The organism is Rhodococcus sp. P4_F5 (assembly GCF_056401315.1).
The window spans coordinates 25086-49608 of the sequence record NZ_JBFUJP010000016.1 but is presented as its reverse complement, the minus strand read 5'-3'; the positions used below and the strand labels follow the sequence as shown (position 1 = coordinate 49608).

General features: G+C 70.9%; 26 protein-coding genes and 1 pseudogene. 10 read left to right on the top strand and 17 right to left on the bottom strand.

Features of this window, described 5'->3' with window-relative positions:
* Positions 1 to 127: 127 nt before the first annotated feature.
* The 4 genes and pseudogenes from AC1DU4_RS09600 (at position 128) to vsr (ending at position 4267) form a co-directional block, all read left to right on the top strand.
* Positions 128 to 711, top strand: a pseudogene (locus AC1DU4_RS09600) (diiron oxygenase).
* Between the two features lie 69 nt (positions 712 to 780).
* Positions 781 to 2478, top strand: a complete 1698-nt coding sequence (locus AC1DU4_RS09595) for an FAD-dependent oxidoreductase (RefSeq protein WP_477839264.1) — start codon at positions 781 to 783, stop codon at positions 2476 to 2478.
* A 162-nt stretch (positions 2479 to 2640) separates the two neighbouring features.
* Positions 2641 to 3798, top strand: coding sequence for a DNA cytosine methyltransferase (locus tag AC1DU4_RS09590; RefSeq protein ID WP_477839262.1), 1158 nt, complete (start codon positions 2641 to 2643; stop codon positions 3796 to 3798).
* Positions 3799 to 3808: 10 nt separating this feature from the next.
* On the top strand, positions 3809 to 4267 hold the full coding sequence (gene vsr, locus AC1DU4_RS09585) for a DNA mismatch endonuclease Vsr (RefSeq protein WP_477839260.1): 459 nt from the start codon (positions 3809 to 3811) through the stop codon (positions 4265 to 4267).
* Here vsr and AC1DU4_RS09580 read toward each other — a convergent pair whose 3' ends face one another.
* Complete coding sequence (locus tag AC1DU4_RS09580) at positions 4268 to 4903, bottom strand: TetR/AcrR family transcriptional regulator (protein ID WP_477839258.1); 636 nt, start codon at positions 4901 to 4903, stop codon at positions 4268 to 4270.
* Between the two features lie 141 nt (positions 4904 to 5044).
* Positions 5045 to 5800 (bottom strand): phosphatase PAP2 family protein, encoded by a 756-nt coding sequence (locus AC1DU4_RS09575; RefSeq protein WP_477839256.1) that lies wholly within the window; start codon positions 5798 to 5800, stop codon positions 5045 to 5047.
* Between the two features lie 152 nt (positions 5801 to 5952).
* On the opposite strand from AC1DU4_RS09575, the gene AC1DU4_RS09570 reads away from it, so the two are divergent.
* Entirely contained in the window at positions 5953 to 7203 is a 1251-nt protein-coding gene (locus AC1DU4_RS09570; protein WP_477839254.1) for a cytochrome P450, read from the top strand.
* 13 nt (positions 7204 to 7216) lie between these two features.
* Here AC1DU4_RS09570 and AC1DU4_RS09565 read toward each other — a convergent pair whose 3' ends face one another.
* From AC1DU4_RS09565 to AC1DU4_RS09525, 9 genes are all read right to left on the bottom strand, one after another.
* Positions 7217 to 8659, bottom strand: a complete 1443-nt coding sequence (locus AC1DU4_RS09565) for a hypothetical protein (RefSeq protein ID WP_477839252.1) — start codon at positions 8657 to 8659, stop codon at positions 7217 to 7219.
* A gap of 14 nt (positions 8660 to 8673) precedes the next feature.
* Complete coding sequence (locus AC1DU4_RS09560) at positions 8674 to 9435, bottom strand: SDR family NAD(P)-dependent oxidoreductase (protein WP_072843442.1); 762 nt, start codon at positions 9433 to 9435, stop codon at positions 8674 to 8676.
* A gap of 69 nt (positions 9436 to 9504) precedes the next feature.
* On the bottom strand, positions 9505 to 10284 hold the full coding sequence (locus AC1DU4_RS09555; RefSeq protein ID WP_477839311.1) for an SDR family oxidoreductase: 780 nt from the start codon (positions 10282 to 10284) through the stop codon (positions 9505 to 9507).
* Positions 10285 to 10289: 5 nt separating this feature from the next.
* Positions 10290 to 11123 (bottom strand): MaoC/PaaZ C-terminal domain-containing protein, encoded by an 834-nt coding sequence (locus tag AC1DU4_RS09550; RefSeq protein ID WP_477839249.1) that lies wholly within the window; start codon positions 11121 to 11123, stop codon positions 10290 to 10292.
* Positions 11124 to 12302 carry a lipid-transfer protein gene (locus AC1DU4_RS09545; protein WP_477839247.1) on the bottom strand — a complete coding sequence of 393 codons (1179 nt, stop codon included), beginning with the start codon at positions 12300 to 12302 and terminating at the stop codon, positions 11124 to 11126. It lies immediately after the preceding gene.
* Positions 12302 to 12745 carry a MaoC family dehydratase gene (locus AC1DU4_RS09540; protein WP_477839246.1) on the bottom strand — a complete coding sequence of 148 codons (444 nt, stop codon included), beginning with the start codon at positions 12743 to 12745 and terminating at the stop codon, positions 12302 to 12304. Before AC1DU4_RS09540 ends, AC1DU4_RS09545 begins: the two co-directional genes overlap by 1 nt.
* Positions 12742 to 13857 (bottom strand): acyl-CoA dehydrogenase family protein, encoded by a 1116-nt coding sequence (locus AC1DU4_RS09535; RefSeq protein ID WP_477839244.1) that lies wholly within the window; start codon positions 13855 to 13857, stop codon positions 12742 to 12744. The genes AC1DU4_RS09540 and AC1DU4_RS09535 overlap by 4 nt, the downstream gene beginning before the upstream one ends.
* Positions 13857 to 14813, bottom strand: coding sequence for a bifunctional MaoC family dehydratase N-terminal/OB-fold nucleic acid binding domain-containing protein (locus AC1DU4_RS09530; protein ID WP_477839242.1), 957 nt, complete (start codon positions 14811 to 14813; stop codon positions 13857 to 13859). Before AC1DU4_RS09530 ends, AC1DU4_RS09535 begins: the two co-directional genes overlap by 1 nt.
* Positions 14810 to 15976 (bottom strand): acyl-CoA dehydrogenase family protein, encoded by a 1167-nt coding sequence (locus tag AC1DU4_RS09525; protein WP_477839240.1) that lies wholly within the window; start codon positions 15974 to 15976, stop codon positions 14810 to 14812. The genes AC1DU4_RS09530 and AC1DU4_RS09525 overlap by 4 nt, the downstream gene beginning before the upstream one ends.
* Positions 15977 to 16108: 132 nt before the next feature.
* Here AC1DU4_RS09525 and AC1DU4_RS09520 point away from each other — a divergent pair, with 132 nt between their 5' ends.
* Positions 16109 to 16579: a nuclear transport factor 2 family protein gene (locus tag AC1DU4_RS09520; RefSeq protein ID WP_477839238.1), complete on the top strand. Its 471-nt coding sequence runs from the start codon at positions 16109 to 16111 to the stop codon at positions 16577 to 16579.
* A 4-nt stretch (positions 16580 to 16583) separates the two neighbouring features.
* Here the strand turns inward: AC1DU4_RS09520 and AC1DU4_RS09515 are convergent, their stop codons facing one another.
* The gene (locus AC1DU4_RS09515) at positions 16584 to 16907 is read right to left on the bottom strand and encodes an AzlD domain-containing protein (protein WP_477839236.1); all 324 of its coding nucleotides are present in this window, start codon (positions 16905 to 16907) and stop codon (positions 16584 to 16586) included.
* A complete protein-coding gene (locus tag AC1DU4_RS09510; RefSeq protein ID WP_477839234.1) occupies positions 16904 to 17581 on the bottom strand; it encodes an AzlC family ABC transporter permease in 678 nt (225 codons plus the stop codon). Before AC1DU4_RS09510 ends, AC1DU4_RS09515 begins: the two co-directional genes overlap by 4 nt.
* Before the next feature lie 67 nt (positions 17582 to 17648).
* On the opposite strand from AC1DU4_RS09510, the gene AC1DU4_RS09505 reads away from it, so the two are divergent.
* Positions 17649 to 18209 (top strand): helix-turn-helix domain-containing protein, encoded by a 561-nt coding sequence (locus AC1DU4_RS09505; RefSeq protein ID WP_477839232.1) that lies wholly within the window; start codon positions 17649 to 17651, stop codon positions 18207 to 18209.
* A gap of 12 nt (positions 18210 to 18221) precedes the next feature.
* Here AC1DU4_RS09505 and AC1DU4_RS09500 read toward each other — a convergent pair whose 3' ends face one another.
* The gene (locus tag AC1DU4_RS09500) at positions 18222 to 18767 is read right to left on the bottom strand and encodes a winged helix-turn-helix transcriptional regulator (protein ID WP_477839231.1); all 546 of its coding nucleotides are present in this window, start codon (positions 18765 to 18767) and stop codon (positions 18222 to 18224) included.
* Between the two features lie 57 nt (positions 18768 to 18824).
* On the opposite strand from AC1DU4_RS09500, the gene AC1DU4_RS09495 reads away from it, so the two are divergent.
* From AC1DU4_RS09495 to AC1DU4_RS09485, 3 genes are read left to right on the top strand one after another with little or no spacing between them, the layout of a single operon-like run.
* Positions 18825 to 20249: an MFS transporter gene (locus AC1DU4_RS09495; RefSeq protein WP_477839230.1), complete on the top strand. Its 1425-nt coding sequence runs from the start codon at positions 18825 to 18827 to the stop codon at positions 20247 to 20249.
* Complete coding sequence (locus tag AC1DU4_RS09490) at positions 20246 to 20986, top strand: acyl-CoA thioesterase (protein WP_477839228.1); 741 nt, start codon at positions 20246 to 20248, stop codon at positions 20984 to 20986. Before AC1DU4_RS09495 ends, AC1DU4_RS09490 begins: the two co-directional genes overlap by 4 nt.
* Positions 20987 to 21013: 27 nt before the next feature.
* Entirely contained in the window at positions 21014 to 21436 is a 423-nt protein-coding gene (locus AC1DU4_RS09485) for a DnaJ family domain-containing protein (protein ID WP_477839226.1), read from the top strand.
* A gap of 62 nt (positions 21437 to 21498) precedes the next feature.
* On the opposite strand, the gene AC1DU4_RS09480 is transcribed toward AC1DU4_RS09485, so the two are convergent.
* The 3 genes from AC1DU4_RS09480 to AC1DU4_RS09470 form a co-directional block, all read right to left on the bottom strand.
* On the bottom strand, positions 21499 to 22380 hold the full coding sequence (locus AC1DU4_RS09480; protein ID WP_477839224.1) for an LLM class F420-dependent oxidoreductase: 882 nt from the start codon (positions 22378 to 22380) through the stop codon (positions 21499 to 21501).
* Between the two features lie 92 nt (positions 22381 to 22472).
* Complete coding sequence (gene casI, locus AC1DU4_RS09475; RefSeq protein ID WP_477839222.1) at positions 22473 to 24167, bottom strand: steroid-22-oyl-CoA synthetase; 1695 nt, start codon at positions 24165 to 24167, stop codon at positions 22473 to 22475.
* Complete coding sequence (locus AC1DU4_RS09470; RefSeq protein ID WP_477839220.1) at positions 24167 to 24442, bottom strand: hypothetical protein; 276 nt, start codon at positions 24440 to 24442, stop codon at positions 24167 to 24169. Before AC1DU4_RS09470 ends, casI begins: the two co-directional genes overlap by 1 nt.
* Positions 24443 to 24523 lie beyond the last annotated feature (81 nt).

Below are 24523 nucleotides of genomic sequence, written 5' to 3'. Positions count from 1 at the left end.
ATCAAAAAGTTTGGCGACCCGAACTTACGGCGGTCCGACCGATTCCGAGTGACTGTTGTCACACCATCCCGGCAGCAGTACAGTCCGAGTAACTGTTACTCGTTGTTACATAAACGAAGGGCCGGGAATGACCACCGCCATCCCGATTCAGCGCCACCCGGTCTCCGATCGCGAGGAGACCGCCGCGAGACTGCTGGCCTCCTCCGCACGCAAGTCCTACGACCCGATGATCGAGGTCGACTGGGACGCCCCGGTGCCGACCGACAAGTACGGGCTCACCCCGGAGTGGAGCACGCTCTACGGCACCGCCCTGTGGGACGAGATGACCATGGAACAGCGAGTCGAGCTCACCAAGCACGAGGCGGCCAGCGTCTCCGGCGCAGGATCCACGTGCTGGAGGAGGCGCGGCACATCCGCTTCGCCCGCGAGGAGGTCGGCCGCCGGCTCGAGGGGGCGAGCAGGGGCCGGCTCGCGGCCGAGAGGGTGTTCACCGCAACCGTCGTGTTCTTCGTGATGAAGTCGATGATCAGCAAGGACGTCTACGCCAATGCCGGCCCGGACCCGCGGCGCGCCATCGCGGCCGCCAGGACCAACACCCACTACCAGGACCGGGTCCGCAGGTCCGGGGCGAAGCTGATGCAGTTCCTCGACGGTTCCGGCCTGGTGGGTGGACCGTCGAGGATCTTGTACGAGAAGGTCCACCTGCTCTGACCGCGCCCGCCCATCGCCCTCCCCCGCCCATCGCCCGCCCCGTCATCCGCTCCCGAGGAGCCGTCTGTCATGGCCTACGTGATCACCCAGGCGTGCTGCAACGATGCGTCCTGCGTCGCGGTGTGTCCGGTCAACTGCATTCACCCGACGCCGGAGGAGGCGCAGTTCGCCACCACCGAGATGCTCTACATCGAGCCGCGGGCCTGCATCGACTGTGGGGCCTGTGTCGACGCCTGCCCGGTCAACGCCATCTTTCCGGAAGATCAACTGGCCGAGAAGGACTCGCGGTACACCGAGATCAACGAGAACTACTACGCCAAGCACCCGATGTCGGCGGGCTGGGCGCCGCTGCGGCCGACCGAGGCCAAGCGGGTGGACCTCGGCACGCTGCGGGTGGCGATCGTGGGCGCCGGCCCCGCCGCCTGCTACGCCGCCGAGGAGTTGCTCGTCCACTCGGACGTCGAGGTCGAGGTCTTCGAGAAGCTGCCCACCCCATGGGGGCTGATCCGAGCGGGCGTGGCACCGGATCATCCCGGCACCAAAGCCGTCTCGGACTCCTTCGACTGGACTGCGGCCAAGGACGGCTTCCAGTTCCACCTCAACGTCGAGGTGGGCCGGCACCTGAGCCACCAGGACCTGCTCGACCACCACCACGCGGTGATCTACGCGGTCGGCGCGCCGCACGACCGCCGCCTCGGCATCCCCGGCGAGGACCTGCCGGGCAGCCACGCCGCGACGGAGTTCGTCGCCTGGTACAACGGGCACCCCGACCACACCGACGCCCGATTCGACCTGTCCGGCGAGCGGGTGGTGATCGTCGGCAACGGAAATGTCGCGCTCGACATCGCCCGGATCCTCACCATGAGCGTCGACGAACTGGCCGCCACCGACATCGCCGACCACGCGCTCGAGGCCTTGCGCCACAGCAAGGTTCGCGAGGTGGTGCTGCTGGGTCGACGCGGGCCCGCGCAGGCCGCGTACAGCGCGCCGGAGTTCCTGGCGCTCGGCGACCTGGCCGGCGTGGACGTGGTGATCGACCCCGCCGACCTCGAACTGGACGCGGCCACCGCCCTGCGGTTCGACCGCGGCGAGCTCGAGCCGTCGACCGTGTTCAAGATGCAGCTGGCGCGCGAGTTTGCCGACCGCACACCGGATCCCGGACACAGGCGGATCGTGTTCCGGTACCTGACGTCGCCGACCGGGGTGGTCGGCGACGCCCGTGTCGAGGCCGTCGCCGTCGTCCGCAACGAACTGGTGCCCGGCGACGGCGGCGTCCTGTCGGCCCGCCCCACCGCGACCACCGAGCAGGTACCGGCGTCACTGCTGCTCCGGTCGATCGGCTACCGCGGCAGGGCCGTCCCCGGCGTGCCGTTCGACGAACGCCGCGGCATCATCCCCAACGACCACGGCCGCGCCCGGTACGCCGGGAGGACGGTGGACGGCGTTTACGTCACCGGCTGGATCAAACGCGGACCGAGCGGCGTGATCGGGACCAACAAGTCCTGCGCCAAGGACACCGTCGCGCGTCTGCTCGAGGACTTCCAGGCCGGCCGGCTGGACCGCCCGGTCGGCAGCCGCACCGACCTGAACAGGCTCGTCGCCGCTCGTCAGCCGGCCCGCATCGACTACCGCGGCTGGCAGGCGATCGACGCCGCCGAACGTGCCCGCGGCGCCGCGTCCGGGCGTCCCCGCGTGAAGCTGACCGACGTCCGGGAGCTGGTCGACGCGGCCCGGGTCAGGCGGCGGTTGCCACTGCTGCGCCGCTGACCGCCCGCTCCCCCACCCGCTCTCACTCCGACTCTCCCCAACGTCACATCGGGTATCCCGGTGTTCCCCAATGTGACGTTGGGGAACACCCAAAAAGCCGGGTACGGTTTCCTTCGGTCGTGTCGGACGGCCGTACGAGCGGGAACGGCGGTAGGGAGTCAGGTGAGCGGGCGGGCGGTAGGGCTCTTCGCGGGCATCGGCGGCCTCGAACTGGGCCTGAGCGAACACGGCTGGGACACCGAGCTCTACTGCGAGATCGACACCGGCGCACAGGCCGTGCTCGCTGCGCGGTTCCCCGGTGCGGACCTGCACACCGACGTCACCGCACTGCGATCCCTACCCTCAGGCATCGATCTCGTCACCGCCGGTTTCCCCTGCCAGGACCTGTCCCAGGCCGGCCGGACGGTCGGCATCACCGGCTCCCGCTCCGGCCTCGTCGACGAGGTGTTCCGACTGGTCAAGCGGAAGAAGGGTCCCCGCTGGCTGCTGCTCGAGAACGTGCCCTTCATGCTGCAACTCGGCCGCGGTGCCGCGATGCGGCACGTCACCTCGGCGCTCGACGAAATGGGCTACCGGTGGGCGTACCGGGTGGTGGACGCGCGCGCATTCGGGCTGCCGCAGCGCCGGCAGCGGGTGCTGATGCTGGCCTCGCGCACCGAGGACCCCCGCGAGGTGCTCTTTGCCGACGACGCCGGCCCAGCCGACGAGGGCGACCCCGGCGATCACCCGTGCGGCTTCTACTGGACCGAGGGGACCCGCGGTCTCGGCTGGGCCGTCAACGCCGTCCCCACGCTCAAGGGCGGCTCGTCGCTCGGCATCGCCAGTCCCCCGGCGGTGCGGATGCTCACCGGCGAACTGGTCACCCCCGGCATCATCGGCGCCGAACGGCTGCAGGGCTTCGACCCCGACTGGACCCGACCGGCACTGGAGGTGCCCGGGTTGCGTGCCGGACACCGTTGGAAGCTGGTCGGCAACGCCGTGAGCACCCGGATGTCGTCGTGGGTCGGCGACCGGCTGGCGAACCCGTTGCCCTACGACGGCTCCACCGACCGGCCACTGAAGCCGGGCGACGCCTGGCCGATCGCGGCCTGGGGACAGGGCGGCTCCGCCTTCCGGGCTGACCTCAGCACCTGGCCGGTGCAGGACCGGTACGAGGATCTCGGCGGGTTCCTCGACGACTCGAAGCTGCTCTCCGCGCGGGCCACCGCCGGCTTCCTGCGACGGGTCGGGATGGGCAGCCTCCGCTTCGTGCCCGGCTTCCTCGACGACGTCACCGAACATCTCGACCGCATGGGTGGGTATCCGGCCCGCGCCGCGTGACAATGGCGTCATGGCTCTGCCCGACCACGAGCCGACTGCGGACCACGAGCCGGCCTCGACCCCGGTACCCGCGTCCGCGTCGGTCCGCGCCCGGATGCGTGAACAGCGCCGCCGCGACACCGCGCCGGAGCTGGCACTGCGCCGCGAACTGCACCGGCGCGGCCGCCGCTACCGGGTGGACCGGGCGCCGCTGCCGGGCCTGCGACGACGCGCCGACCTGGTGTTCCCGACCGCCCGGGTGGCGGTGTTCGTCGACGGCTGCTTCTGGCACTGCTGCCCCGTGCACGGCACCCGGCCGAAGAACAACGCCAGCTGGTGGGCGGCCAAGCTGGACACCAACGTCGCCCGCGACCGCGACACCGACACCCGGCTCGCCGACGCCGGCTGGCGGGTGGTGCGGGTGTGGGAGCACGAGGACTCGGTGACCGCGGCCGACGCCGTGGACCGGGTGCTCGACGGCGCTCCGTGATCAGCTCGAGTTGCCCACCAGGCCGTCGTGAAGAACGCCGGACAGGAAGCTGCGCATCATCTGTTCGTACAGCTGCTTCGGCGTCCGTTGATTCGATGCGAGTGCGGCGTCGAGGACCGGGTGGGCAACTCGGTCGACGTTGGCGAAGACGGCGGAACGCGTGGCCTCGGGCCTCATCGCCTCGGTGAGGGTGGCGCCCAGCGCGAGCTTCTCGAGCCCGTCGAGTATCTGAACATGCAGCCGCGCAGGAACTCCCGCGCCGGCGAGACACACCGCCGCGGCCTCGAAGTAGTCGGTGACGAGGTTGCGCGGGAGGAACTGCAGCATCAGCGGCGCAGCATAGCGGTGCCGCATCACCACATCCCGGAAGTTCAAGCCGTACGCGACAACCCAGTCCTGCCAATTGTCGAAGTCCTCTTGGCGCGGGATCGCGGTCTCGAGCACGATCCCACGCGCCACCTCGGTCAGGATCTCCGTCCTGTCGGAGAAGTGGTGGTACAACGACGGCGCCTTGACGCCCAGATGCTTGGCCAGACGCGGGAGGCTGAACGCGTCCAGACCCTCGCCGTCGATGATCGCGATGGCCGCCGCCACCGCGGCGGTGCGACTGATGAAGGGTTTCGACGGTCGAGCCATGGTGCGCGGTCCCCTCCGAATCGGAATTGGACGATCGTACAAGTTCCGATCGCCGAACCGTCGGGCCGCCGGACAGGTGCGCCGAACCGTCCCCGAGCCTGCGCGGTGACACCGAAAAGTCGTGTGAGGGGCCGATCGCGCCTATCGGCGGTGCGTCACGCGCAGGGGTTCGGTGAGCGCCTCCACCGGGTCCTCGCCTCGACCGCCCAGTCCCACGCGGGCCAGCACCGCGACCGCGACCGGCGCCAGGACCACCGTCACCGCCACCGTGATGGATGCGCCGAACACCAGCCCGGCCACCACGTCGTGCGGGTAGTGCACACCGCTGACCACCCGCAGCGCTGCGGTGACGACGGCCGTCAGCACCGCGACCACCATCAGCCAGGTCCGCCGGCTCCCGGCCGCCAGGCCCGCCAGCACCACCGCCGTCGCCAGCGCCGCCGCCATGCCGGAGTGGTTGCTCGGGAAGGACCAGTCGCCGATCGGCGGGCACTCGGAGAGCGCATGCATGTCGGGCACCGCCTCACACGGCCGCGGTTCCGCGATCATCGCCTTGACCACCAGCGTGGACGCCGCCGACCCGACGAAACCGGCCGCGCCGGCCACCCCGACCGCGACGACACGGATGTCGGCCCTCGCCCACCACACGGTCAACGCCAGCAGCCCGGCGAGCACCACCAGCAGCCCCTCGGTGACCAGCTCGGTGAGCGTTCCGGCCTGCGCCGACCAGCCCGACGTCGCCTCGTCGACCCAGCTGTACATCGACGTCGAGTCACGAATCAGCGGGTTGGTGGCCATCTTCCAGGGCCCGAGCACCGTCACCGCGAGGGCGGCGATCAGCAGGGCCAGGACGACAAGGGCCCAGTCGCGGGGAAGTTCAGTGAGTCGGCGGTGCATCCGCCGAAATTTACTCAGTGAAACTGGCAGGACGCTGAGAGGCACCCATACCGCGCAACCCGGGCAACCGGGAGGTCAAACGCCCACGGGAACGCCCGAGCAGGTGTATCAATACACCCTATAACGAAATTGTCGTCGGCAGGAGTACGCACATGACCAGCAGCGCGCCCGATCTCCCCGCGGGCTTCGACATCACCGACCCCGACATCTACGCCCAGCGGCTGCCGCTGCGCGAGTTCGCCGAGCTGCGACGCGCCGCGCCGATCTGGTGGAACCCGCAGCCCCGCGACGTCGGCGGGTTCGACGACGACGGCTTCTGGGTGGTCACCAAGCACGCCGACGTCAAGGAGATCTCCCGGCGCAGCGACGTCTTCTCGTCCTGGGAGAACACCGCGGTGCCGCGCTACGCCGACGACATCACCCGCGAGAGCGTCGAGATGCAGCGCATCGTGCTGATGAACAAGGACGCCCCCGAGCACACCCAGCTGCGACAGCTCGTCTCGCGGATGTTCACCCCGCGGGCCGTGTCGTCCCTGCGCGAGACCCTCGCGGAGCGGGCCGCGCTCATCGTCACCGCGGCCGCGCAGAACCCCACCGGCGACTTCGTCACCGAGGTGGCCAGCGAGCTGCCGCTGCAGGCCATCGCGGAACTGCTCGGCGTGCCGCAGGAGGACCGCGGCAAGATCTTCGACTGGACCAACCAGATGACGGCCTACGACGACCCGGAGGTCGCCGGCGACCCGTTGCAGGCCTCGATCGACATCCTCGGGTACGCGTACCAGATGGCGGAACAGCGGCGCGCCTGCCCGGCCGACGACATCGTCACCAGCCTGGTCCACGCGGACGTCGACGGGCACGCGCTGGCCCCGGACGAGTTCGGCTACTTCGTGATTCAGCTCGCGGTCGCGGGAAGCGAGACCACCCGCAACGCCATCACCCACGGCATGCTGGCGTTCCTCGACAACCCGGACCAGTGGGAGCTGTTCAAGCGGGAGCGGCCCTCGACCGCCGCCGACGAGATCGTGCGCTGGTCCACGCCGGTGATCGCGTTCCAGCGCACCGCGTTGGCGGACACCGAGCTGTCGGGCACGCCCATCAAGAAGGGGCAGCGGGTGGTCATGTACTACAGCTCCGCCAACTTCGACGAGGACGTATTCGATCAGCCGACCAAGTTCGACATCACCCGGAACCCCAACCCGCACCTGAGTTTCGGCGGCACCGGGGCGCACTACTGCCTGGGCGCCAACCTGGCCCGGGTGGAGATCGACCTGATCTTCAACGCCATCGCAGACCATCTGCCGGACATCTCCCGCCTGGGTGACCCGCAGCGGCTGCGTTCCGGCTGGCTCAACGGAGTCAAGGAACTGCAGGTGAACTACGGCGCCTGCCCGGTCGCGCACTGACCGACCCGGGGGCTCAGCCCGCCCGACCGGTCCTGCGCTTGATCGCAATCAGGCGCAGGACCGCCCGGGCCTTGCGGAATCGGCTGGGCCGACGCACCGTCCCCAGGCTTCCCACGGGCGCCGCGTCCAGCTGGTCGAGCAGGCGACGGAACCCTTCGATCTGACGCGCCATCAGGTCGACGTCGACCAGCGACTCGCTGCCCGGTTCCCTCAGTGCCAGGAGGTACTGGGGCGCGGTGACAAGCGCGACCGACGGAATGCCGCGCTCGTACATCGGTTCGGCCTCACCGAAGTGCACCAGTGGACCCGGCGCCGAGATGACGGTGTCAGGCGCGACCGCGGCCCGCCAGGTGCCCGCCACCATGTCCCGCAGCTCGGATGTGGTGGCGTAGAGCAGTTCTGGCTCCGTATCGGCGGCCACGCTGTACGTGCCGGCCGCAATGTCCTCGACATCCGCCCTCGCGCCGAGGTGCTCCAGGCACAGCCCCGCGACGGCCCGCGCCCCGCTCGGGCCGCCTTCCCACAGTTCCGGGTGCGCCCCCATCCAGGCGCTGGTTGCCTGCCCGTGACTGGAGATCGCCGGGATGCGCAGGTGCCCCGTGGTGAGCACGAAAACGAAGGTGCGTCGGTGCTGGTGCCGGGCCGCGTGGCGGGCGAGCTCGAGCAATCCCAGGTGGCCGTTCTCCTCGACGCCGTTGGTCCCGTCGCTGTGGGTCACCACCAGGATCGTCTCGGAGCGTTCCGATCCGGCGGAGACGGCCCACACCATGTCCGTCCTGCAGTGCCGATCGATACTGCCGTTCATCCGGAGCGTCGCGCGGGTACCGGCCCGGGCCGCGGCCAGGAGGCGCTCGCCGGATTCGCCGGCCACCCAGACCGCCGGGAGATCGTGGTACGGCTGGGTGAACGGCAGGTATTGGCCGCGGGCGTTGTCCTCGGTCATGTCGCGCCACACCGCGACGACCGCGAGCACGCCCGCCTTCCGGGCCTTGTCCAGGTCCGGGCCGAGCAGCGTCGCCGACAGCACCGGGTTACGCAACCTCTGCGTACTCGCGTCCGCGTCCCAGTCTCGAACCAGCAGGTCCCGTGGGAACTCGGGGTGCGCGACCTCCACGACCGCGATCTCGCCACGAGCCTGCGACCAGCGCCGGCCGGCACCGAGGTACCGCAGCGTGGCCGTGACTCCCGCGGTGCCCGTCAGACCCGAGTACGGGAACACCGACGAGATCCGCACCGGCCCGTCGGGCAGGTCCAAGCCCAGGCTGTCGGGTCCCTCGGGCAGGTCCCAGCGATCGAACCGGTGCTCGTCTCGATGCACCTCGTACCCGAGTTCGGCCAACTCGTCGGCCACCCCGTCGATCACCCGGTTGTGCGCCGCGGTGCCGGTCAGCCGGGGACCGAGGTCGTCCAGTTCACGCTGCCTGCGGGCGAGGTCGTCCGGATCGATGTCGGTCATGCACCGAGTATTACCTACCCCCAGCGGGACTGGCCGCCGTCGAGCGGGATGGTCGCGCCGGTCAGGTACCGGGAGTCCTCGGAGACCAGGAAGACGACGGCCCGGCCGATGTCGGTCTCGGGGTCGCCGACCCGGCCCATCGGGATGCTCGCGACGAACTCCGCGGCCTCCTCCGGGTTGTTCTCCATCCACCATTTCAGGCCCGGCGAGAGCGCGTGCGGCGCAACAGAGTTGACGCGGATGTTGTCCGGTCCCCACTCGCATGCCGCGGCGCGGGTGAGCGAGCGCATGCCCTCCTTGATGGAGCCGTAGACGCCGTAGTTACTGGCGTCCCAGCGGACCGCCGCGGAGGTCACCAGGTTGATGATCGAGCCGCCGCCGCGGGCCTTCATGTGCGGATGGCAGGCCCGCATGGTGCGCAGGGTGGCCAGCGGCCCGGTCGCGAACGACTTCTCGAACTCGGCGTCGTCCGCGTCGAGCAGCATCCCCGGCTTGCAGTCGTTGGCGTTGTTGACCAGCACGTCGACCCCACCGAGTTCGGCGACCGTGCGGGCCACCGCCGCCTCGATGTCCTGCGCGTTGCTCACGTCGCAGCGCACCGGGATCGCGGTACCGCCGATCGCCTCGATCTTCGCGACCGTCTTGTCCAGCTTGGCCTCGGTCCGACCGGCCACCGCGATCGCGACACCCTCCTTCGCCAGGGCCAGCGCGATGCCGCGCCCGATGCCCTGCCCGGCGCCGGTGATCAGCGCGACCTTGCCGTCGAGGATTCCCACAGTTGCTCTCCGTTTCAGCGGTGCGTTCTCCAGGTGCATGCCCGACAGGCACGCGAGTGTGCCTGTGGCTCAGGCGAGCTCGGGATGAGTCGCCAGGTACCGGGCAGGGTACTCGCCGCCGCCGTGCACTGCCAGGTCCGCGCCGTTGACGTACGACGACAGCGGCCCGGCCAGGAAGAGGCAGGCGCCGGCGATGTCGTTCGGCACCGCCATCCGCCCGATCGGCAGGGTCCGCGTCACCGCGGCACCGCCGTCCTCGCCGTACACCGACGCCGCGGACTCGGTCCGGATCAGTCCGGTGGTGATGTGGTTGACCCGCACCTTCGGCGCCCACTCCAGTGCCAGCGAGCGGGTCAGCACCAGCAGGCCCGCCTTGGCAGCGGAGTACGCGGCGGTACCGGGCTGCGGATCGTGGGCGGAGACCGAACCGATGTTGACGATCGACCCGCCGTCGGACTGCTCCCGCATGATCCGGTTCGCTGCCTGCGCAACGTAGAACGGCGCCAACAGGTTCAGCGCCACGATCTTCTCCACGAACCGCGGCGACACCTCCGCGGCGTCCGCGTCCGGCGATCCGCCGGCGTTGTTGATCAGCACGTCGAGGCGACCCATCGCCGCGGCGGCCTGCTCGACCATCTCGCGGACGGCCTCGGGGTCCCGCACGTCGACGGCCAGGAACGCGGCCCGGCGGCCGTCGGCCTCCGGCAGCGTCTCGGGCTCGGACCGCGCGCACACCGTCACCTGGGCGCCGGCGGCGAGGAAGGTCTCGGCGACGACGCGCCCGATTCCCTTGGTGCCGCCGGTGATCAGTACCGCGCGGCCGGTGAAGTCGGCCGGGTTCTCGAGCAACGTGCTCACCGTGCGAACTTCGCGCGGGCGCCGCCGATGGCCACGGTGTCCGCGCCCACCTCGAACTCCACCGTGGCATCGGACGACTCGGCGTCGCCGCGCCACCCGCGGACCGGCAGCGTCTGGCCCGGGAACGCCGGGGCCGCAAAGCGTCCGGAAAGCTCCACCAGGTCCGCCGGGTGCACGCCGAGCTCACGCGCCAGCGGCAACGTGCTCGCCGCCAGGGTGCACAGCCCGTGCATGATCGGGCGCGGCTGGTTGATCCGGGCCGCGGCCTCGGGATCGATGTGGATGTGGTGCCGGTCCCCGAGCAGGCGGTACAGCGCGGTCTGGTTCTCCCAGGTCGCCAGCTCCGCGGCCACGTTCGGCTCGCCGACCGGGCCCGCGGGCTTGGACGGCCCCCGCTCCCCGCCGAAGCCGCCGGAGCCCGGCGCGAACAACGACCACGTCGCGACGAAGTACTCGCACTCGACGAGCACCTCGAACACGGCCGCCGCGCCCTTGTCCCACACCTCGCCGACGGAGGCCGTCAGCGTCACCTCGCCGGACCGCGGCAGCGGCTTGAGGACCCGCAGCTCCTGCGAGCCGTGCAGCGCGGTCTTGGTGTCGAATGCCCCGCGACTGCCGAGCTCGTCGGGCGCCCACTGCGCCAGCGTCAGCGCGAAGGTCGGCAGCACCCGCAGCCGGTCCTCGAAGACGAGGTCCAGTTCGGTGGCGTGAGCACCGACGGCGAGCGCGTAGATGATCGCGTCGCGCTCGGTGTAGCTCACAGTGCGGGTACCCAGGTCCGTGCCGCGCCAGCTGCCGGCGTTCTCGACCACGGTTTCGGTGGTGCTCATCTACTCCACTCCCAGAATCAGTGCACTGGTCGGGACCGCGGTGCCCGCGGTGACCAGAACGTTCTCCACGCCATCCGGCTGGTTGGTCGAGGTGCCACGCAGCAGCCTCACACCTTCCGCAATTCCGTTGACGCCGTGCAAGTATGCCTCGCCCACCTGACCGCCATGAGTGTTCGACGGCAGGCGCCCGCCGATCTCCAGGTTGCCCTCGCGGATGAAGTCCTTCGCCTCGCCGGGCTTGCAGAAACCGAGTTCCTCGAGCTGCGGGAGTACCAGCGGGGTGAAGTGGTCGTAGAGGACCGCCGCGTCGATGTGCTCCGGCGTGAGGCCGGACTGCGCGTACAGCTGCCGACCGACCAGCCCCATCTCCGGGATGCCGCTGATGTCGGGACGGTAGTAGCTGGTCATCATGTGCTGGTCCTTCGCGGACCCCTGCGCTGCGGCCTTGATGACGACGGGCTTGTTGGCCAGCGTCCTGGCCCRCTCGGCCGAGACGACGACCAGGGCCTGGCCGCCGTCGGTCTCCTGGCAGCAGTCGAGCAGGTGCAGCGGCTCGGCGATCCAACGCGAGTTCTGGTGGTCCTCGAGCGTGATCGGACGCTCGTAGAACCACGCCTTCGGGTTGTTGGCGGCATGCTTGCGCGCCACCACCGCGACCCGTCCGAAGTCCTCACTCGTCGCACCGTACTGATGCATGTAGCGCCGGGCGAACATGGCGACCCACTGAGCGGGAGTCGACAGTCCCTGCGGGGTCATCCAGGCATACGCCGCGCGGTCCGCGGTGCTGTCCATCGGCCGGTCGTGCTGGCCGAGGCCGTAACGCACGCCGGAGCGTTCGTTGAAGGCGCGGTAGCAGACCACCACGTCCGCGACGCCGGTCGCGACGGCCATCGCGGCCTGCTGCACGGTCGCGCAGGCCGCGCCGCCGCCGTAGTGGATGCGGGAGAAGAACTTCAGCTCCCCGAGACCGCAGTTGCGGGCGACGATCGCCTCGCCGTTGGTCTCGGAGGTGTACGTCGACAGGCCGTCGACCTCGGACGGGTCGATGCCGGCGTCGGCGAGCGCGGCGACGATCGCCTCGCAGGCCAGCTGCAGCTCGCTGCGGCCGGAGTTCTTGGAGAATTCGGTGGCTCCGATGCCGACGATCGCGGCGGCGCCGGAGAGCGGGCTGACTGCCATCAGGCGGCCCCTCCTGTGCTGGTGCGGTCCGGGAACGCGACGGTGACGGTGCCGGTCGCGTGGTGGCCGAGGCTGTTGACGCCGCGGACGTTGACCACCACCTGCCGCTCCGACTTCGAGGCGACCTCGCCGGTCATCGTCATGACGTCACCGGGGTAGTTGGGCGCGCCGAGCCGGATCGCGACGCGGCGCAACGTCGCGTGCGGGCCCGCCCAGTCGGTGACGAACCGCCCCACCAGGCCGTTGCTGGTGAGGATGTTCATGAAGACGTCCTTCGAGCCGCGGTCGCGGGCCAGCTCCGGGTCGTGGTGCACGTCCTGGAAGTCGCGGGTGGCGATCGCGGTGGAGACGATGAGGGTGCGGGTCAGCGAGATCGCGAGCTCGGGCAGCACGTCGCCGACCTCGATCGCGTCGTAGCTGCGTCCGGTGGCCACGGCGGTCATGCGACCACCTCCACACCGGCGGCGAGCTGTGCACCGAGGCGGGCGAGGTCGGAGCTGGCGCCTCCCAGGGTGGCGGCGATCTGCTTGCCCCACAACAGGTGACGGTGCACCGGGTAATCGGTGTCGACGCCCATGCCGCCGTGCACGTGGGTGGTGCGGTGCACGACGCGCTGCCCGCCGTCACTGGCCCACCACTTGGCGACCAGCACCGAGGTGCCCGGGTCCAGGCCCTCGGACATCCGCCATGCGGCCTGCCACAGGGTCACCCGCATCGCCTCGAGGTCGATGTAGCAGTCGGCGAGCTGGTGGTTGACGGCCTGGAAGGTGGCGAGCGGGCGCCCGAACTGCTTGCGCTCGTTGAGGTAGGTCACCGCCTGGCTCACCGCGCCCGCGCCGACACCGAGCTGGATCGCGGCCAGCGCGAGCTCCACCCGGTCGATCAGCCAGGAGACGGTGGTGCCGTCGGCCGCACCGAGCAGCTCGGCCGGCGCCGCGTCGAAGTCGACGTTGGCGCAGATCTCGTGCGTCGTGGACTGGGTCTGCTCGAGCGTGACCCCGGCCGCGGCGAGGTCCACCAGGAACAGCGCGGGCCCGGTCTCGGTGGTCGCGGAGACCACCGCGCGGTGCGCGATGTGGGTGACCGGCACGACGGCCTTGGCCCCGGTCAGGCGCCACTGGCCGGACGCGTCGACCACGGCCGCCGTGGCGGGCGCGGCGTCGACGTAGGGGCCGAACTCCTCGAGCCCGACGGTGAGGAAGTGGCTGCCGTCCGCGGCGCCGGGCACCAGTGCGGCGGCCTGCTCCTCGGTGCCGAACTCGCTGATCGCTAGCGCGGCGAGCACGGTCGGCCAGATCGGCACGGGCGCGACGTGGCGGCCCTGCTGCTCGAGCAGCACGTACAGCTCGGACAGACCGAGCCCGCCGCCGCCGAGGTTCTCCGGCAGCGCGATGCCGAGCAGACCGGTGCCGGCGAGCTCTCGCCACAGGTCGCGGTCCACCCGCTCGGCGGTGCCCTCGACCGCCTTGATGCGGTCGATGTCGGCCTTGCTGGTGAAGACCTCGTCGGCGAGGCCGCGGATCGCCTCTTGCTCTTCGGTGAAGTTGAAGTCCATCAGGAGTCCTCCCGTGCGGCCGGCCGGAACGCGGGAAGCGTCAGTTCCGGGTCGGCGTCGATCCAGTCCAGTTCCACCGGCATGCCGATCTCGACCTGATCGGGCGCGATGCCCGTCATGTTCGCGATCAGCCGTGTGCCCTCCTCGAGCTCGATGGTCGCCACGATCAGCGGGTAGTCGAAGGCATCGATCTTCGGGTGGTGGTTCACGACGAAGCTGTAGACGATGCCGCGGCCCGAGGCGTCGACGGTGTCCCAGTCCAGCGAGCGGCACTCGCCGCACATCGGGCCGGTGGGGTGGCGCAGCACGCCGCAGTTCGTGCACCGCTGGATGACCAGGCGGTGCTCCTTGGTGGCCTCGAACCAGAAGGCGTTGTCCTGGTTCAGCGCCGGGCGCGGGCGCAGGGCCCGCGGCTGCTCCGGCGTGGCGGCCGGCTCGTCCGACTTGGGCCGGAAGCGCAGCGTCCGCCACCGCTGGGTGCCGACGACCTCGTCGTCGCCGTTGCGGTACGTCTTGAGGGTGGTGACGAAGTGTCCGGCGCCCAGGCCGGTCTTCTTCTCCTCCGAGACCGACTCCACGACCTCGGTGACGCTGACCCGGTCGCCGGGACGCAGTTCGGCGAAGAACTCCTGGTCGGAGTCGGTGGCCACGACCGAGCTGAAGCCCGCCTCGTCCAGGGTGCGGATCAGGTCCGTCCACACCGTCGACGGGTCGTTGCCGGCCATCTTGTCCGCGAAGGTGCGCATCGTCCACACCTGCAGCATCTGCGCGGGCGCCACGGCGCCGTCGCGACCGGTCGCCCGGGCGGCCTCGTCGTCGAGGTGGATCGGGCTGGTGTCGCCCATCGTCTCGACCCAGTGCCGGATCATCGGGGTGTTGACCTCGTCCGGCCCCCAGGTGGCGGGGACCAGCGTGCGACCCTCGAAAGCCTTGAGCTTGGTGAGGAACTCGCTCACTTGACCCTCTTTTCCCGCACCAGGCCGAGGCCGATGGTGCCGACCATGTCGCGGAGCACCTCGTTGACGCCGCCGCCGAAGGTGTTGACGACGCCCTGCCGGGAGATCTGCTCGATCTGACCGGCGAGCAGCGCGCCCGGGGACTCGGGGCGGATCCGGCCGGCGGCGCCGAGGATGCCGAGCAGGGTCCGGTACACGTCGACGTGCGTCTCGGTGCCGTAGGTCTTGGTGGCACCCGCGTCGGCGCCGGACAGCGTGTCCTGCGCGACCGCGGAGGTCATCTTCCAGTTCAGCAGCCGCATCGCCTCGAGCTTGGCGTGGGTGCGCGCGAAATCCTGCTGCACCCAGGGGATCTCGATGACGCCGTTGTCCTTGGCCCACTGCAGCACCTGGTGCCACAGGCCGTAGGTGCGGCCGCCGATCGCGGCCAGGCCGATCCGCTCGTGGTTGAGCTGCGCGGTGATCAGCTGCCAGCCGCCGTTGACTTCGCCCACCACGTCCTGCGCACCCACCCGGATGCCGCTGTAGTACGTGGAGGTGACCATCAGGCCGCCGACGGTGTTGATCGGCGACCACGAGAAGCCCTCGTCGTCGGTCGGCACGATCAGGATGGAGATGCCCTTGTGCTTGGGCGCGTCGGCGTCGGTGCGGCACGCCAGCCAGACGTAGTCCGCGGTGTTGGCGCCACTGGTGAAGATCTTGTTGCCGTCGACCACCCACTCCTCGCCGTCGAGGACGGCGCGGGTCTTGAGCGAGGCCAGGTCGGTGCCGGCCTCCGGCTCGGTGTAACCGATGGCGAAGACGATGTCGCCGGCGAGGATGCCGGGCAGGAAGCGGTCCTTCTGCTCCTGCGTGCCGTACTTCATCAGCGTGGGGCCGACCGTGTTCACCGTGACGAACGGGAAGGGCAGCCCGGCCCGCTGGACCTCGTCGAAGAAGACGAACTGCTCCTCGATCGAGCGGCCCTGTCCGCCGTACTCCACGGGCCAGCCGATTCCCAGCCAACCGTCCTGGCCCAGCAGCTTGACGATCTCGCGGAAGTACTCGCCGCCCACGCCCTGCTCGCCGGCAGCCCGGCGCTTCTCCTCGGGCAGCAGGGCCGCGAAATACGCGCGCAGCTCCTGCCGAAGCTCGGCCTGCGCCGCCGACTCCCTCAACTCCATCGATGTCTCCCATGTCTCGCGTCACTAGCCGCAGCTCGGACGCTACGTCGGAGCGCCGATCGCCTCCCGGGAAATCTCACTGAGCGGTAGCCGGGCGGCAGCTGCGCGGGGTGGCGGCCGCATACTCGGTGGATGACCGCCGCCAGTACCCTCACCGCGCTCGCCGACCGTCTCGCATTGGCGGACCTGGCCGGCCGGTACGCCGCAGCCGTGGACGCCCGCGACGCCGCGGCGCTGACCGCGTTGTTCACCCCGGACGCGGTGCTGGTGCAGCCGCCGGCCCTGGTGCGACGCGGCCAGAGCGCCGAGGTGTCCGGCGCGGAGGCCGTCGTCGCGACCGTGCTGGGCGCGACGGCGCACCTGCACTCGACGCATCACGCGGTCGGGCAGCAGGTGCTCGACGTCGGAGATGCCACTGCGACGGGCCAGACGTACTGCCTGGCGCACCACGTCTACGCGGGCAAGGACGGGTTCCGGGACAACAGCCTGGCCCTGCGCTACCAGGACGAGTACCGCAGGGTCGACGGCCGCTGGCTGCTCGCGCGGCGCCGACTGGTGGTCGACTTCGCCGAGGACCGAGCCGTCACCGTGCCGGGCGCCTGACCGGTCAGGGCACGCCGAGCAGCCGGAGCCCCGCCGCGACGACGGCGGCCGCGACGACCGCCACCACGAAAGGCGCTTTGCGCCAGGCCAGTACGCCCCCGACCAGTACCCCGACGGGCCGGGCGATGCCCGCCGCGCCCTGGTCCTCGGTCAGCGCGGAGGTGGCCGCCACCGCGACCAGCAGCACCACCGCGGCGGTGCCCATCAGCTTCTCGGTCCGTGCCGGAACGCCCGCGCGGGTCCGCAGCGCCGGGCCCGCGAACCGGATGGCGAAGGTCCCGGCGGCCAGCAGCGCCACCGTGATCATCACCGCCACAGAAGCATTCACCGGAACGCCGCCTTCTTCCCGACCACCGCGACCACCCCGACCAGCGCCGCCAGCACCGGGATCCCGGCCGGCAGAAAGGGCGTGGCGGCCACCGCCACGGCGGCACCGACGAGGGCGGCCTTGGCCGTGCCGACGTCCCGCAGGGCCGGGAGCACCAGCGCCAGCAGCACGGTCGGGAACATCGCATCGAGCCCGAACACGTCGGTGTCCCCGATGACGGTGCCCGCCGCGGCACCGACGAGGGCGCCGAGCGGCCAGCAGATCAGGATCCCGAGTCCGGCGAGCCAGAAGGCGGCGCGCCGGCGCGCGGGTTCGGGTTGGCCCAGCGCGAAGACGACGCTCTCGTCGTTGAGCAGGTGGCTGCCGAGCACCCGTCGCCAGCCCCGCCCGGTGACCTCGCCGACCGCCAGACCGAACGGCAGGTGCCGCGCGTTGACCAGCAGGCCCGCGACCATCGCCGCGACCGGGCTGCCACCGGCCGCGACGATCCCGAGGTAGAGGAACTCCGAGGCCCCGGCGAGGACCAGCACCGCCATCAGCACCGGCAGCCACGGCTCGAACCCGAGACCGACCGCGATCGCGCCGTACGAGATGCCGACGACACCGTCGGCCAGGCACACCAGCGCGATGTCCGCCCGCAGGCCGCGGTCAAGTGTTCGCCATGTCGAACGCATGGACTTTATGATGAACACTCCGCGGTTCGTTCGTCAAGCCGAACGCATCGACCGATAGAGTGAACGCATGACATCGGGAGGCAAGGCGCCGCTGGCGGTCATCGCGGCCTCGCTACGGCAGGAACGCGAGCGGGCCGGGCTCTCGCTCACCGAGGTGGCGCGCCGGGCCGGGGTGGCCAAGTCCACCCTGTCCCAGCTCGAGTCCGGCAGCGGGAACCCCAGCGTGGAGACCCTGTGGGCGCTCTGCGTGGCACTCGACATCCAGTTCTCCCGGCTGATCGACCCGCCGCGGCCGCGCGTCCAGGTGATCCGGGCCGACGAGGGCCCCGCGGTGCACTCCGAACGGTCCGACTACCAGGCCACCCTGGTGGCCTCGTGCCCGCCGAACGCGCGCCGCGACATCTACCGCCTCACGATCGAGCCGGGTCCGGCGCGCGAGTCCGATCCGCACCCGCCCGGGGTCGTCGAGCACGTCGTGCTCAGCGCCGGCCGCGCACTGGTCGGCCTCGCCGGCGAGCCGGTGGAACTCGGCCCGGGCGACTACATCTCGTACCCGGGCGATGTCGCGCACGTCTTCCAGGCGCTCGAACCGGGCACCCGCGCGGTGCTGGTCTCCGAACACTCCTGACGGGCCCGTCAGCTACGCCCCTACTCCGGACCCGCGGCCGGCCCGGTACGCGTCCATCGCCCGCGCGACCTGCTCCTCACTGACGTTCGGGGCGACCCGCAGCTCAGACAGCGGAACCTCGCGGCCCGACTCGCTGCGCACCTGCACCCGAACCCGCTCGCCAGTCGTGTCGTCGAGCAGCCCCAGTGGGCCGCCGTGCCCGCCCTGCAGGTACTTGTCGCCCCACTGCATCAGCGCCAGGACGGCGGGCAGCAGGTCCCGCCCCTTCTCCGTCAGCACGTACTCGTAGCGCGTCCGCTGCCCCGGCTCCTTGTACGGCCTGCGCTCGAACAATCCCTCCGCCGTCAGTTCCCGCAGCCGGGACGCCGCCACCGCCTCGGTGATGCCGACGCGGCGCGCGAAGTCGTCGAATCTGGTTGTCCCGTAGTAGGCCTCACGCAGGATAAGTATCGCCGAACGGGTGCCGACGACCGCCATCGCCCGGCCGATCGAGCAGTACGAACCGGCCTGCCACGCCCCTCGATCCGCGAGAAATCCGTCCAACCGTGCCGCATCCATGCCGTCCAGCATACCCCTGGCTTGCCAAAAGCATAGCCAGTGTCTACGTTGCTGACTATGCAAACCAATAGTCAGGTGGTCGGGGCGCGGACCCCCACACCCACTCGGATCGGCCCACTCCTCGCGGTCCTGTCGGGAGCGGCCTTCGTCGCCAGCCTCGACCTGTTCGTCGTGAACGTCGCGTTCGACGACATCGCCGAGAGCTACCCCGGACACTCACTCGGCCAACTGAGTTGGGTTCTCAACGGCTACGCGATCGTGTTCGCGGCGCTGCTCGTCCCGATGGGGCGGTGGGCCGACCGGGTGGGCCGGCGACGCGGCTTCCTCCTCGGCCTCACGCTGTTCACCGCCGCCAGCGCGGCCTGCGCGCTGAGCCCGACGCTCTGGCTTCTCGTCGTCGCCCGGCTGCTCCAGGCGGTGGGTGCCGCGGCCCTGACGCCGTCGAGCCTGGGCCTGCTGGTCAGCACGGTTCCCGAGGCGAAACGCGCAGGGGCGGTTCGGATCTGGGCAGCATCCGGCGCCGCGGCGGCAGCGCTCGGTCCGGTGGTCGGCGGGCTCCTGGTCGAGGCGTCGTGGCGCTGGGTGTTCCTGATCAACGTCCCGATCGGCATCGCCTTCCTGGTGGCCGCGACCCGGATCGTGCCGGCCACCCACCCGGACCCCGACGACCGCCCGCTCGACCTGTTCGGCGCGGCCCTGCTGACCGGCGGCATCGGCGCGCTGTCCCTCGGCCTGGTCCAGGGTCCCGACTGGGGGTGGACCGATCCGCGGATCCTCGGCGCCTTCGTGGGCGCCCTCGTGGCGGTCGCGGGGTTCTGGCTGCGCAACACCCGGCGCCCGGCGCCGCTGATCGAGCCGGCACTGCTCCGGGTACGCACGTTCGCGTGGTCGAACGCGACCGCGCTGGCCTTCAGTGCCGCCTTCGCGGCCGGATTGCTGGCGAACATCCTGTGGCTGCAACAGGTCTGGGACTACTCGGCCCTGCGTACCGGGCTGGCCATCGCGCCCGGCCCCCTGCTCGTCCCGGTGTTCGCAGTGGTGGGCCAGCGGCTCTCGAAGCGGTACGCACCCGGCACCCTCGCCGCCGCCGGGTGCGCGCTGTGGGCCGCGGGCACCGCGCTGATCCTCGTCTCCGTCGGCCCCGACCCGAGCTACGCGACGCAGATCCTGCCGGGCTGGCTGATCGCCGGAATTGGTGTGGGACTTGCCCTGCCGACCATCCTGTCCGCGGCCACCGCGACCCTGCCACCGGACCGCGCCGCCACCGGAAGCGCCGTCGTCAACATGACCAGGCAGATCGGCTCGGTTCTCGGGGTGAGTCTGCTCGTCGCCGTCCTCACCGTCGACCCTGCCGCGGGCTACGACGCCACCCACAGCGCGTTCCGGACGGCGTGGTGGCTGATCGTCGCGGTGGCCGTCGTCGCGGCGCTCGCCTCGGCCGGCATGAACTCTCCCACCCACGATCCGGAGGCAAGGCGATGACCTCGACCACCGCACCCACGTACAGCGTCGAGTTCGATTCCAGCTGGCGCAGTTTCGACGGCATCCACGGCGGGCTCGTCGTCGCGACGATGCTCCGGGCGGCCGCCGAGGCCACGGGAGCCGTGCCGGCCGCGGTCAGTGCGCATTTCACCCGGCCCGTCCCGCCCGGCCCGGCGGAACTGACGACCGGTCGTGAGCACGGCGGGCGCACCGTGAGCTCGCTGGTCTCCCTGTCCGACGCGGCGCTCGCGCTGGTGCGGCTGACCCGGGACCCGGGCGCGGTGACACTGCCCGCCTCGGTGGTCGAGCCGAGCCCCACCGCCCCCGAGGCCACCGAGCGCCTGCGGATTCCGGTCGACTTCGTCCCGTTCTCCCAGCACCTCGACATCCGGCCGATCAACGACGCGCGGCCGTTCGCCGGCGGCGACGTCCCCGAGTTCGACGTCTGGATCCGCCTCGATCCACCGATCGGGTTCACCGGGGCCGAGCTCGCCGCGGTGCTGCTCGACGCCCTTCCGCCCGCGCTCTACGCCACCCGGACCACTCCGGTCCCCATCCCCACCGCCGAGTACAGCGCGCACTTCGTGCCGACCGTCCGCTCCGGTTCGCCGTGGCACCGGCTCCGGCACCGCACCGTGTGGGCGACCGACACGCTGTGCGTCGACGAGACCGAACTGTTCACCGACGACGGCCGGCTCGCCGCCCAGGCCCGGCAGCTGCGCCGGATACTCGGGTGACCTGCCGCGGAGGCGGACAATGGGGCCATGACCGAACGGAAGCCCCCGGACGTCCCCTTCGAGTCGTGGGTGGAGCGGCAGATCCGTGTCGCGCAGGAACGCGGCGAGTTCGACAACCTGCCGGGTGCCGGACAGCCGATCCCCCACCTCGGTGACGACGACGAACTGTGGTGGGTGAAGAACAAGCTGAGGCGCGAGGGTCTGTCGACGGAGGCGCTGCTGCCGCCGTCACTTCAGCTACGACGCGAGGTCCAGCGGGTGCCCCACACGGTCGCGGACCTGCCGACGGAGTCGGCGGTGCGCGAGGTTGTCGCCGACCTCAACCGCCGCATCGCCGCCCACCTGCTCGCGCCGAGCGGGCCCCTGGTGCCGGTCCACACCGTCGACGCCGACGAGGCGGTCGCGGCCTGGCGCGCGAGCCGGGGCGGCGGCGGCCCCCGGGACAAGTGACGGGGCAGGCGGTTTCGGAGGATGACCCCCGCTTTCCGGGGCTGATCCTGCCGAAACGCGGGTCAGGACAGGCCGAGCCGGGCCGAGCACTCCGCCATCTCGTCGAGGACCGCCTCGAAGGTCGTCGCGCGGCGCGAGGCCGACAGCAGGATCCGGTCCGAGCCGAGCGAGTTCGCCCACTCGATCTTCGACTCGTCCATCCTCGGCAGCACGTGGCCGAGTACGAGCGCCACCTCGGCCGGGTCGCGGCCGGCGTCCGACGCGGCGGACCGCATCAACGCGACCGCCGCGTCCAGGTCGTCCCCGCCGAGCCCGAGCGGCTGGAAACCGTTGCCGAGGCGTCCCGCCCGACGCGCCGCCGCCTTGCTGTGCCCGCCGATGTAGAGCGGCACCCCCGACTCACGCACCGGCTTCGGGTACGAGTACGCCCGCGCGAACCGGTAGTACTCGCCGTCGAAGTCGACGCCGTCCGCCCCTCCGGACCACAGCGCCCGCATCACCGCGACCGCCTCGTCGGCCATCTTGCCGCGGCGCTCGAAGTCGCCGCCGCAGGCCTCGACCTCCTCGCGCATCCACCCCATGCCGAGGCAGATCCGCAGCCGGCCGCCGGAGAGCCGGTCCAGCGTCGCCAGCCGCTTGGCCAGCACCACCGGGTTGTGGTTCGGCAGCACCAGGACCCCGGTCGCGAGCCCCAGCGTCCTGGTCGCGCCCGCCACGAAGGACAGCAGCTCCAGCGGGTCCGGCAACGGGCAGTCGTCGGGCAGGTGCGACTTGCCCGTCGGCGAGTACGGGTACTCGCTGCCCGTGTCGCCGATGACCACGGCGTGCTCGACCGCGGAGATCTCGTCGAAGCCCAGTGACTCTGCCGCGCGGGCGAATTCGAGCATCCGGTCCGGGTCCCCGGCCACGCCTAACTCCACCGGAACCACTACGCCGAGCTTCAACGGGACATCCTCTCGTCGGGCGAGGCGGCTCCGCCGCCTGTGCGCACTCTTGGTAGCTCCAGCTACCAGAGCGGCGCACAGGCGCGGAGCGCCTACAGGAAGCGCTGGCGGCCGAAGCTGTCGAACTCGGCCTCCAGTGCGGTCTTGTCATCCTCGGTCATCGCCCGGTACTCGACGCCGCCGCGTCCCTCCCAGCGGTACACCGGTTCCCCGGTGCGCCACTTCTCGGCCTGCAACTCGCGCTTGAGCACCTTGTTCGAGCCGGTCACCGGCAGGTTCGTCGACACCCGCAGGAACCGCGGCGTCGCCTTGCTGCCCAGGTCCGCCTGCCCGTCCAGGTAGGACGCGAACTCGGCCGCGTCGAACTTCTCCAGGTCCGCCACCTCGATCGCGGCCATCACCTGGTCGCCGGAGCGCGAGTCCGGAATCGCGTACACGCCGGTCGCGATGACCGCCGGATGCCTGCGCAGCACCCGCTCGATCATCAACGCGGAGGTGTTCTCGCCGTCGACGCGGATCCAGTCGCCCTTGCGGCCGGCGAAGTACAGGAAGCCTGCCTCGTCGACGTAGCCGAGATCGCCGGTCCAGTACCAGCCGTGCCTGATCCGCTCGGCGTCCGCGACGTCGTTCTTGTAGTAGCCCTCGAAGGCGCGGGCGCCCTCCTTGTTGATCATCTCGCCGATCGCCGCGTCCGGGTTCAGCACCCGGCCGTGCTCGTCGAGGATCGCGCGGGCGCACTCCTCCCGGGTCTCCGGGTTCACCACCGCGATGCCCTCGTGCGCGGGCCGGCCGAGCGCGCCCTCCGGGGCCGCCGGGTCGAGCTTGACGGACCCGGCACCCTCGCTCGAGCCGTAGCCCTCGAACAGTTCGGCGCCGAAGCGGCGGACGAACTCGACCTTGTCCTCGGGCGAGGCCTCGGTGCCGAACGCCCGGACCAGGGTGTTGTCGATGTCGCTCGGCGTCTCCGGCGTCGCCATCAGGTAGCCGAGCGCCTTGCCGACGTAGGTGAAGAAGGTGGCGCCGTAGAACTTGACGTCCGGCAGGAACCCGGAGGCCGAGAACTTCCGGGTCAGGCACACGGTTGCGCCGTTCGCCAGCGCCGGCGCCCACAGCGCCATCAGCGCGTTGCCGTGGAAGAGCGGCATGCAGCAGTAGTCCACGTCCTCCCGGACGTGCCCGTACTTGACGGAGTTCGAGTAGGCGAGCCGGGCCAGCCGGCCCTGGCTGCACTTGACGCCCTTCGACATGCCGGTGGTGCCGGAGGTGAACAGCAGCAACATCAGCGTGGACTCGTCGACGTCCGGCTCGATCACCGGCCGGTCCACCGTGTGCGCGGCCAGCCGGTAGGAGTACGCCGGGTCGTCGACCAGCAGGAACCGGTCCGGCTCCAGCCCGAGGTCCAGCTCACGCAGTTTCGCCATGCCGGCCGCGTCGGTGACGATCAACTGGCAGTCGACGTACCGGATCTCGGCCTCGAGTTCGGTCGCGCCGCGGGTCGGGTTGATGCCGACGATCGTGGCGCCGGACAGTGCCGCGCCGCCGAGCCAGAACAGGAAGTCCGGCACGTTCTCGAGCAGGACACCGATGTGGAAGGGTCCCTCGCGGCGCAGCGACTTGGCCAGGGCGCCGCGGGCGGCCGACTCGCGGACCACCTCGTCCCAGGTCCAGTCCTGCTCACGGGTGCGCACGCCCAGGCGCTGGTCGCCTAGGCGGTCCAGCAGCATTTCGGCGATGGTGGCGCGTTCCAACTTGACTCCTGTACTGGTGACCTCGGTTGCGCCCGTCATCACGCGGGCACCGGGTGGTTGGCGGGCTTCGGGTTGAGTACGCAGTGGGTGCCACCGTAGACGGCGCACATGCACCTGTCCTGCGTCGTCATGCCGACTCGGCCCGACACGGGCCTACGATGGAAATCGATGAACTCGTCGGTCATCAACCCCTTCGGGGTCAGGCCCTCGAACGTCGCGGCCTCGACGGCGCGGTTGCGCCGGGTCGGCGGACCCGACGCCGCGGGGGCCAACGGGTCCGGCGCCTTGAGCCTGGGCGGGTCGAGATCGGTCATGACAACTCCTCGTACTGCAATTTGTCCCGACGCTATCGACGCCGTGCGCGGGCCAGCGGGCCGAGTCCCGGTCAGTGGAAA

Coding starts and splice junctions, on each gene's coding strand:
- AC1DU4_RS09525 (WP_477839240.1), bottom strand. CDS start 15,976: ATGGAGTTGAGGGAGTCGGCGGCGCAGGCCGAGCTTCGGCAGGAGCTG.
- AC1DU4_RS09520 (WP_477839238.1), top strand. CDS start 16,109: ATGACCGCCGCCAGTACCCTCACCGCGCTCGCCGACCGTCTCGCATTG.
- AC1DU4_RS09490 (WP_477839228.1), top strand. CDS start 20,246: ATGACCTCGACCACCGCACCCACGTACAGCGTCGAGTTCGATTCCAGC.
- AC1DU4_RS09500 (WP_477839231.1), bottom strand. CDS start 18,767: ATGGATGCGGCACGGTTGGACGGATTTCTCGCGGATCGAGGGGCGTGG.
- AC1DU4_RS09570 (WP_477839254.1), top strand. CDS start 5,953: ATGACCAGCAGCGCGCCCGATCTCCCCGCGGGCTTCGACATCACCGAC.
- AC1DU4_RS09595 (WP_477839264.1), top strand. CDS start 781: ATGGCCTACGTGATCACCCAGGCGTGCTGCAACGATGCGTCCTGCGTC.
- casI (WP_477839222.1), bottom strand. CDS start 24,167: ATGACGGGCGCAACCGAGGTCACCAGTACAGGAGTCAAGTTGGAACGC.
- AC1DU4_RS09470 (WP_477839220.1), bottom strand. CDS start 24,442: ATGACCGATCTCGACCCGCCCAGGCTCAAGGCGCCGGACCCGTTGGCC.
- AC1DU4_RS09540 (WP_477839246.1), bottom strand. CDS start 12,745: ATGACCGCCGTGGCCACCGGACGCAGCTACGACGCGATCGAGGTCGGC.
- AC1DU4_RS09580 (WP_477839258.1), bottom strand. CDS start 4,903: ATGGCTCGACCGTCGAAACCCTTCATCAGTCGCACCGCCGCGGTGGCG.
- AC1DU4_RS09495 (WP_477839230.1), top strand. CDS start 18,825: ATGCAAACCAATAGTCAGGTGGTCGGGGCGCGGACCCCCACACCCACT.
- AC1DU4_RS09550 (WP_477839249.1), bottom strand. CDS start 11,123: ATGAGCACCACCGAAACCGTGGTCGAGAACGCCGGCAGCTGGCGCGGC.
- AC1DU4_RS09505 (WP_477839232.1), top strand. CDS start 17,649: ATGACATCGGGAGGCAAGGCGCCGCTGGCGGTCATCGCGGCCTCGCTA.
- vsr (WP_477839260.1), top strand. CDS start 3,809: ATGGCTCTGCCCGACCACGAGCCGACTGCGGACCACGAGCCGGCCTCG.
- AC1DU4_RS09535 (WP_477839244.1), bottom strand. CDS start 13,857: ATGGACTTCAACTTCACCGAAGAGCAAGAGGCGATCCGCGGCCTCGCC.
- AC1DU4_RS09575 (WP_477839256.1), bottom strand. CDS start 5,800: ATGCACCGCCGACTCACTGAACTTCCCCGCGACTGGGCCCTTGTCGTC.
- AC1DU4_RS09565 (WP_477839252.1), bottom strand. CDS start 8,659: ATGACCGACATCGATCCGGACGACCTCGCCCGCAGGCAGCGTGAACTG.
- AC1DU4_RS09485 (WP_477839226.1), top strand. CDS start 21,014: ATGACCGAACGGAAGCCCCCGGACGTCCCCTTCGAGTCGTGGGTGGAG.
- AC1DU4_RS09510 (WP_477839234.1), bottom strand. CDS start 17,581: ATGCGTTCGACATGGCGAACACTTGACCGCGGCCTGCGGGCGGACATC.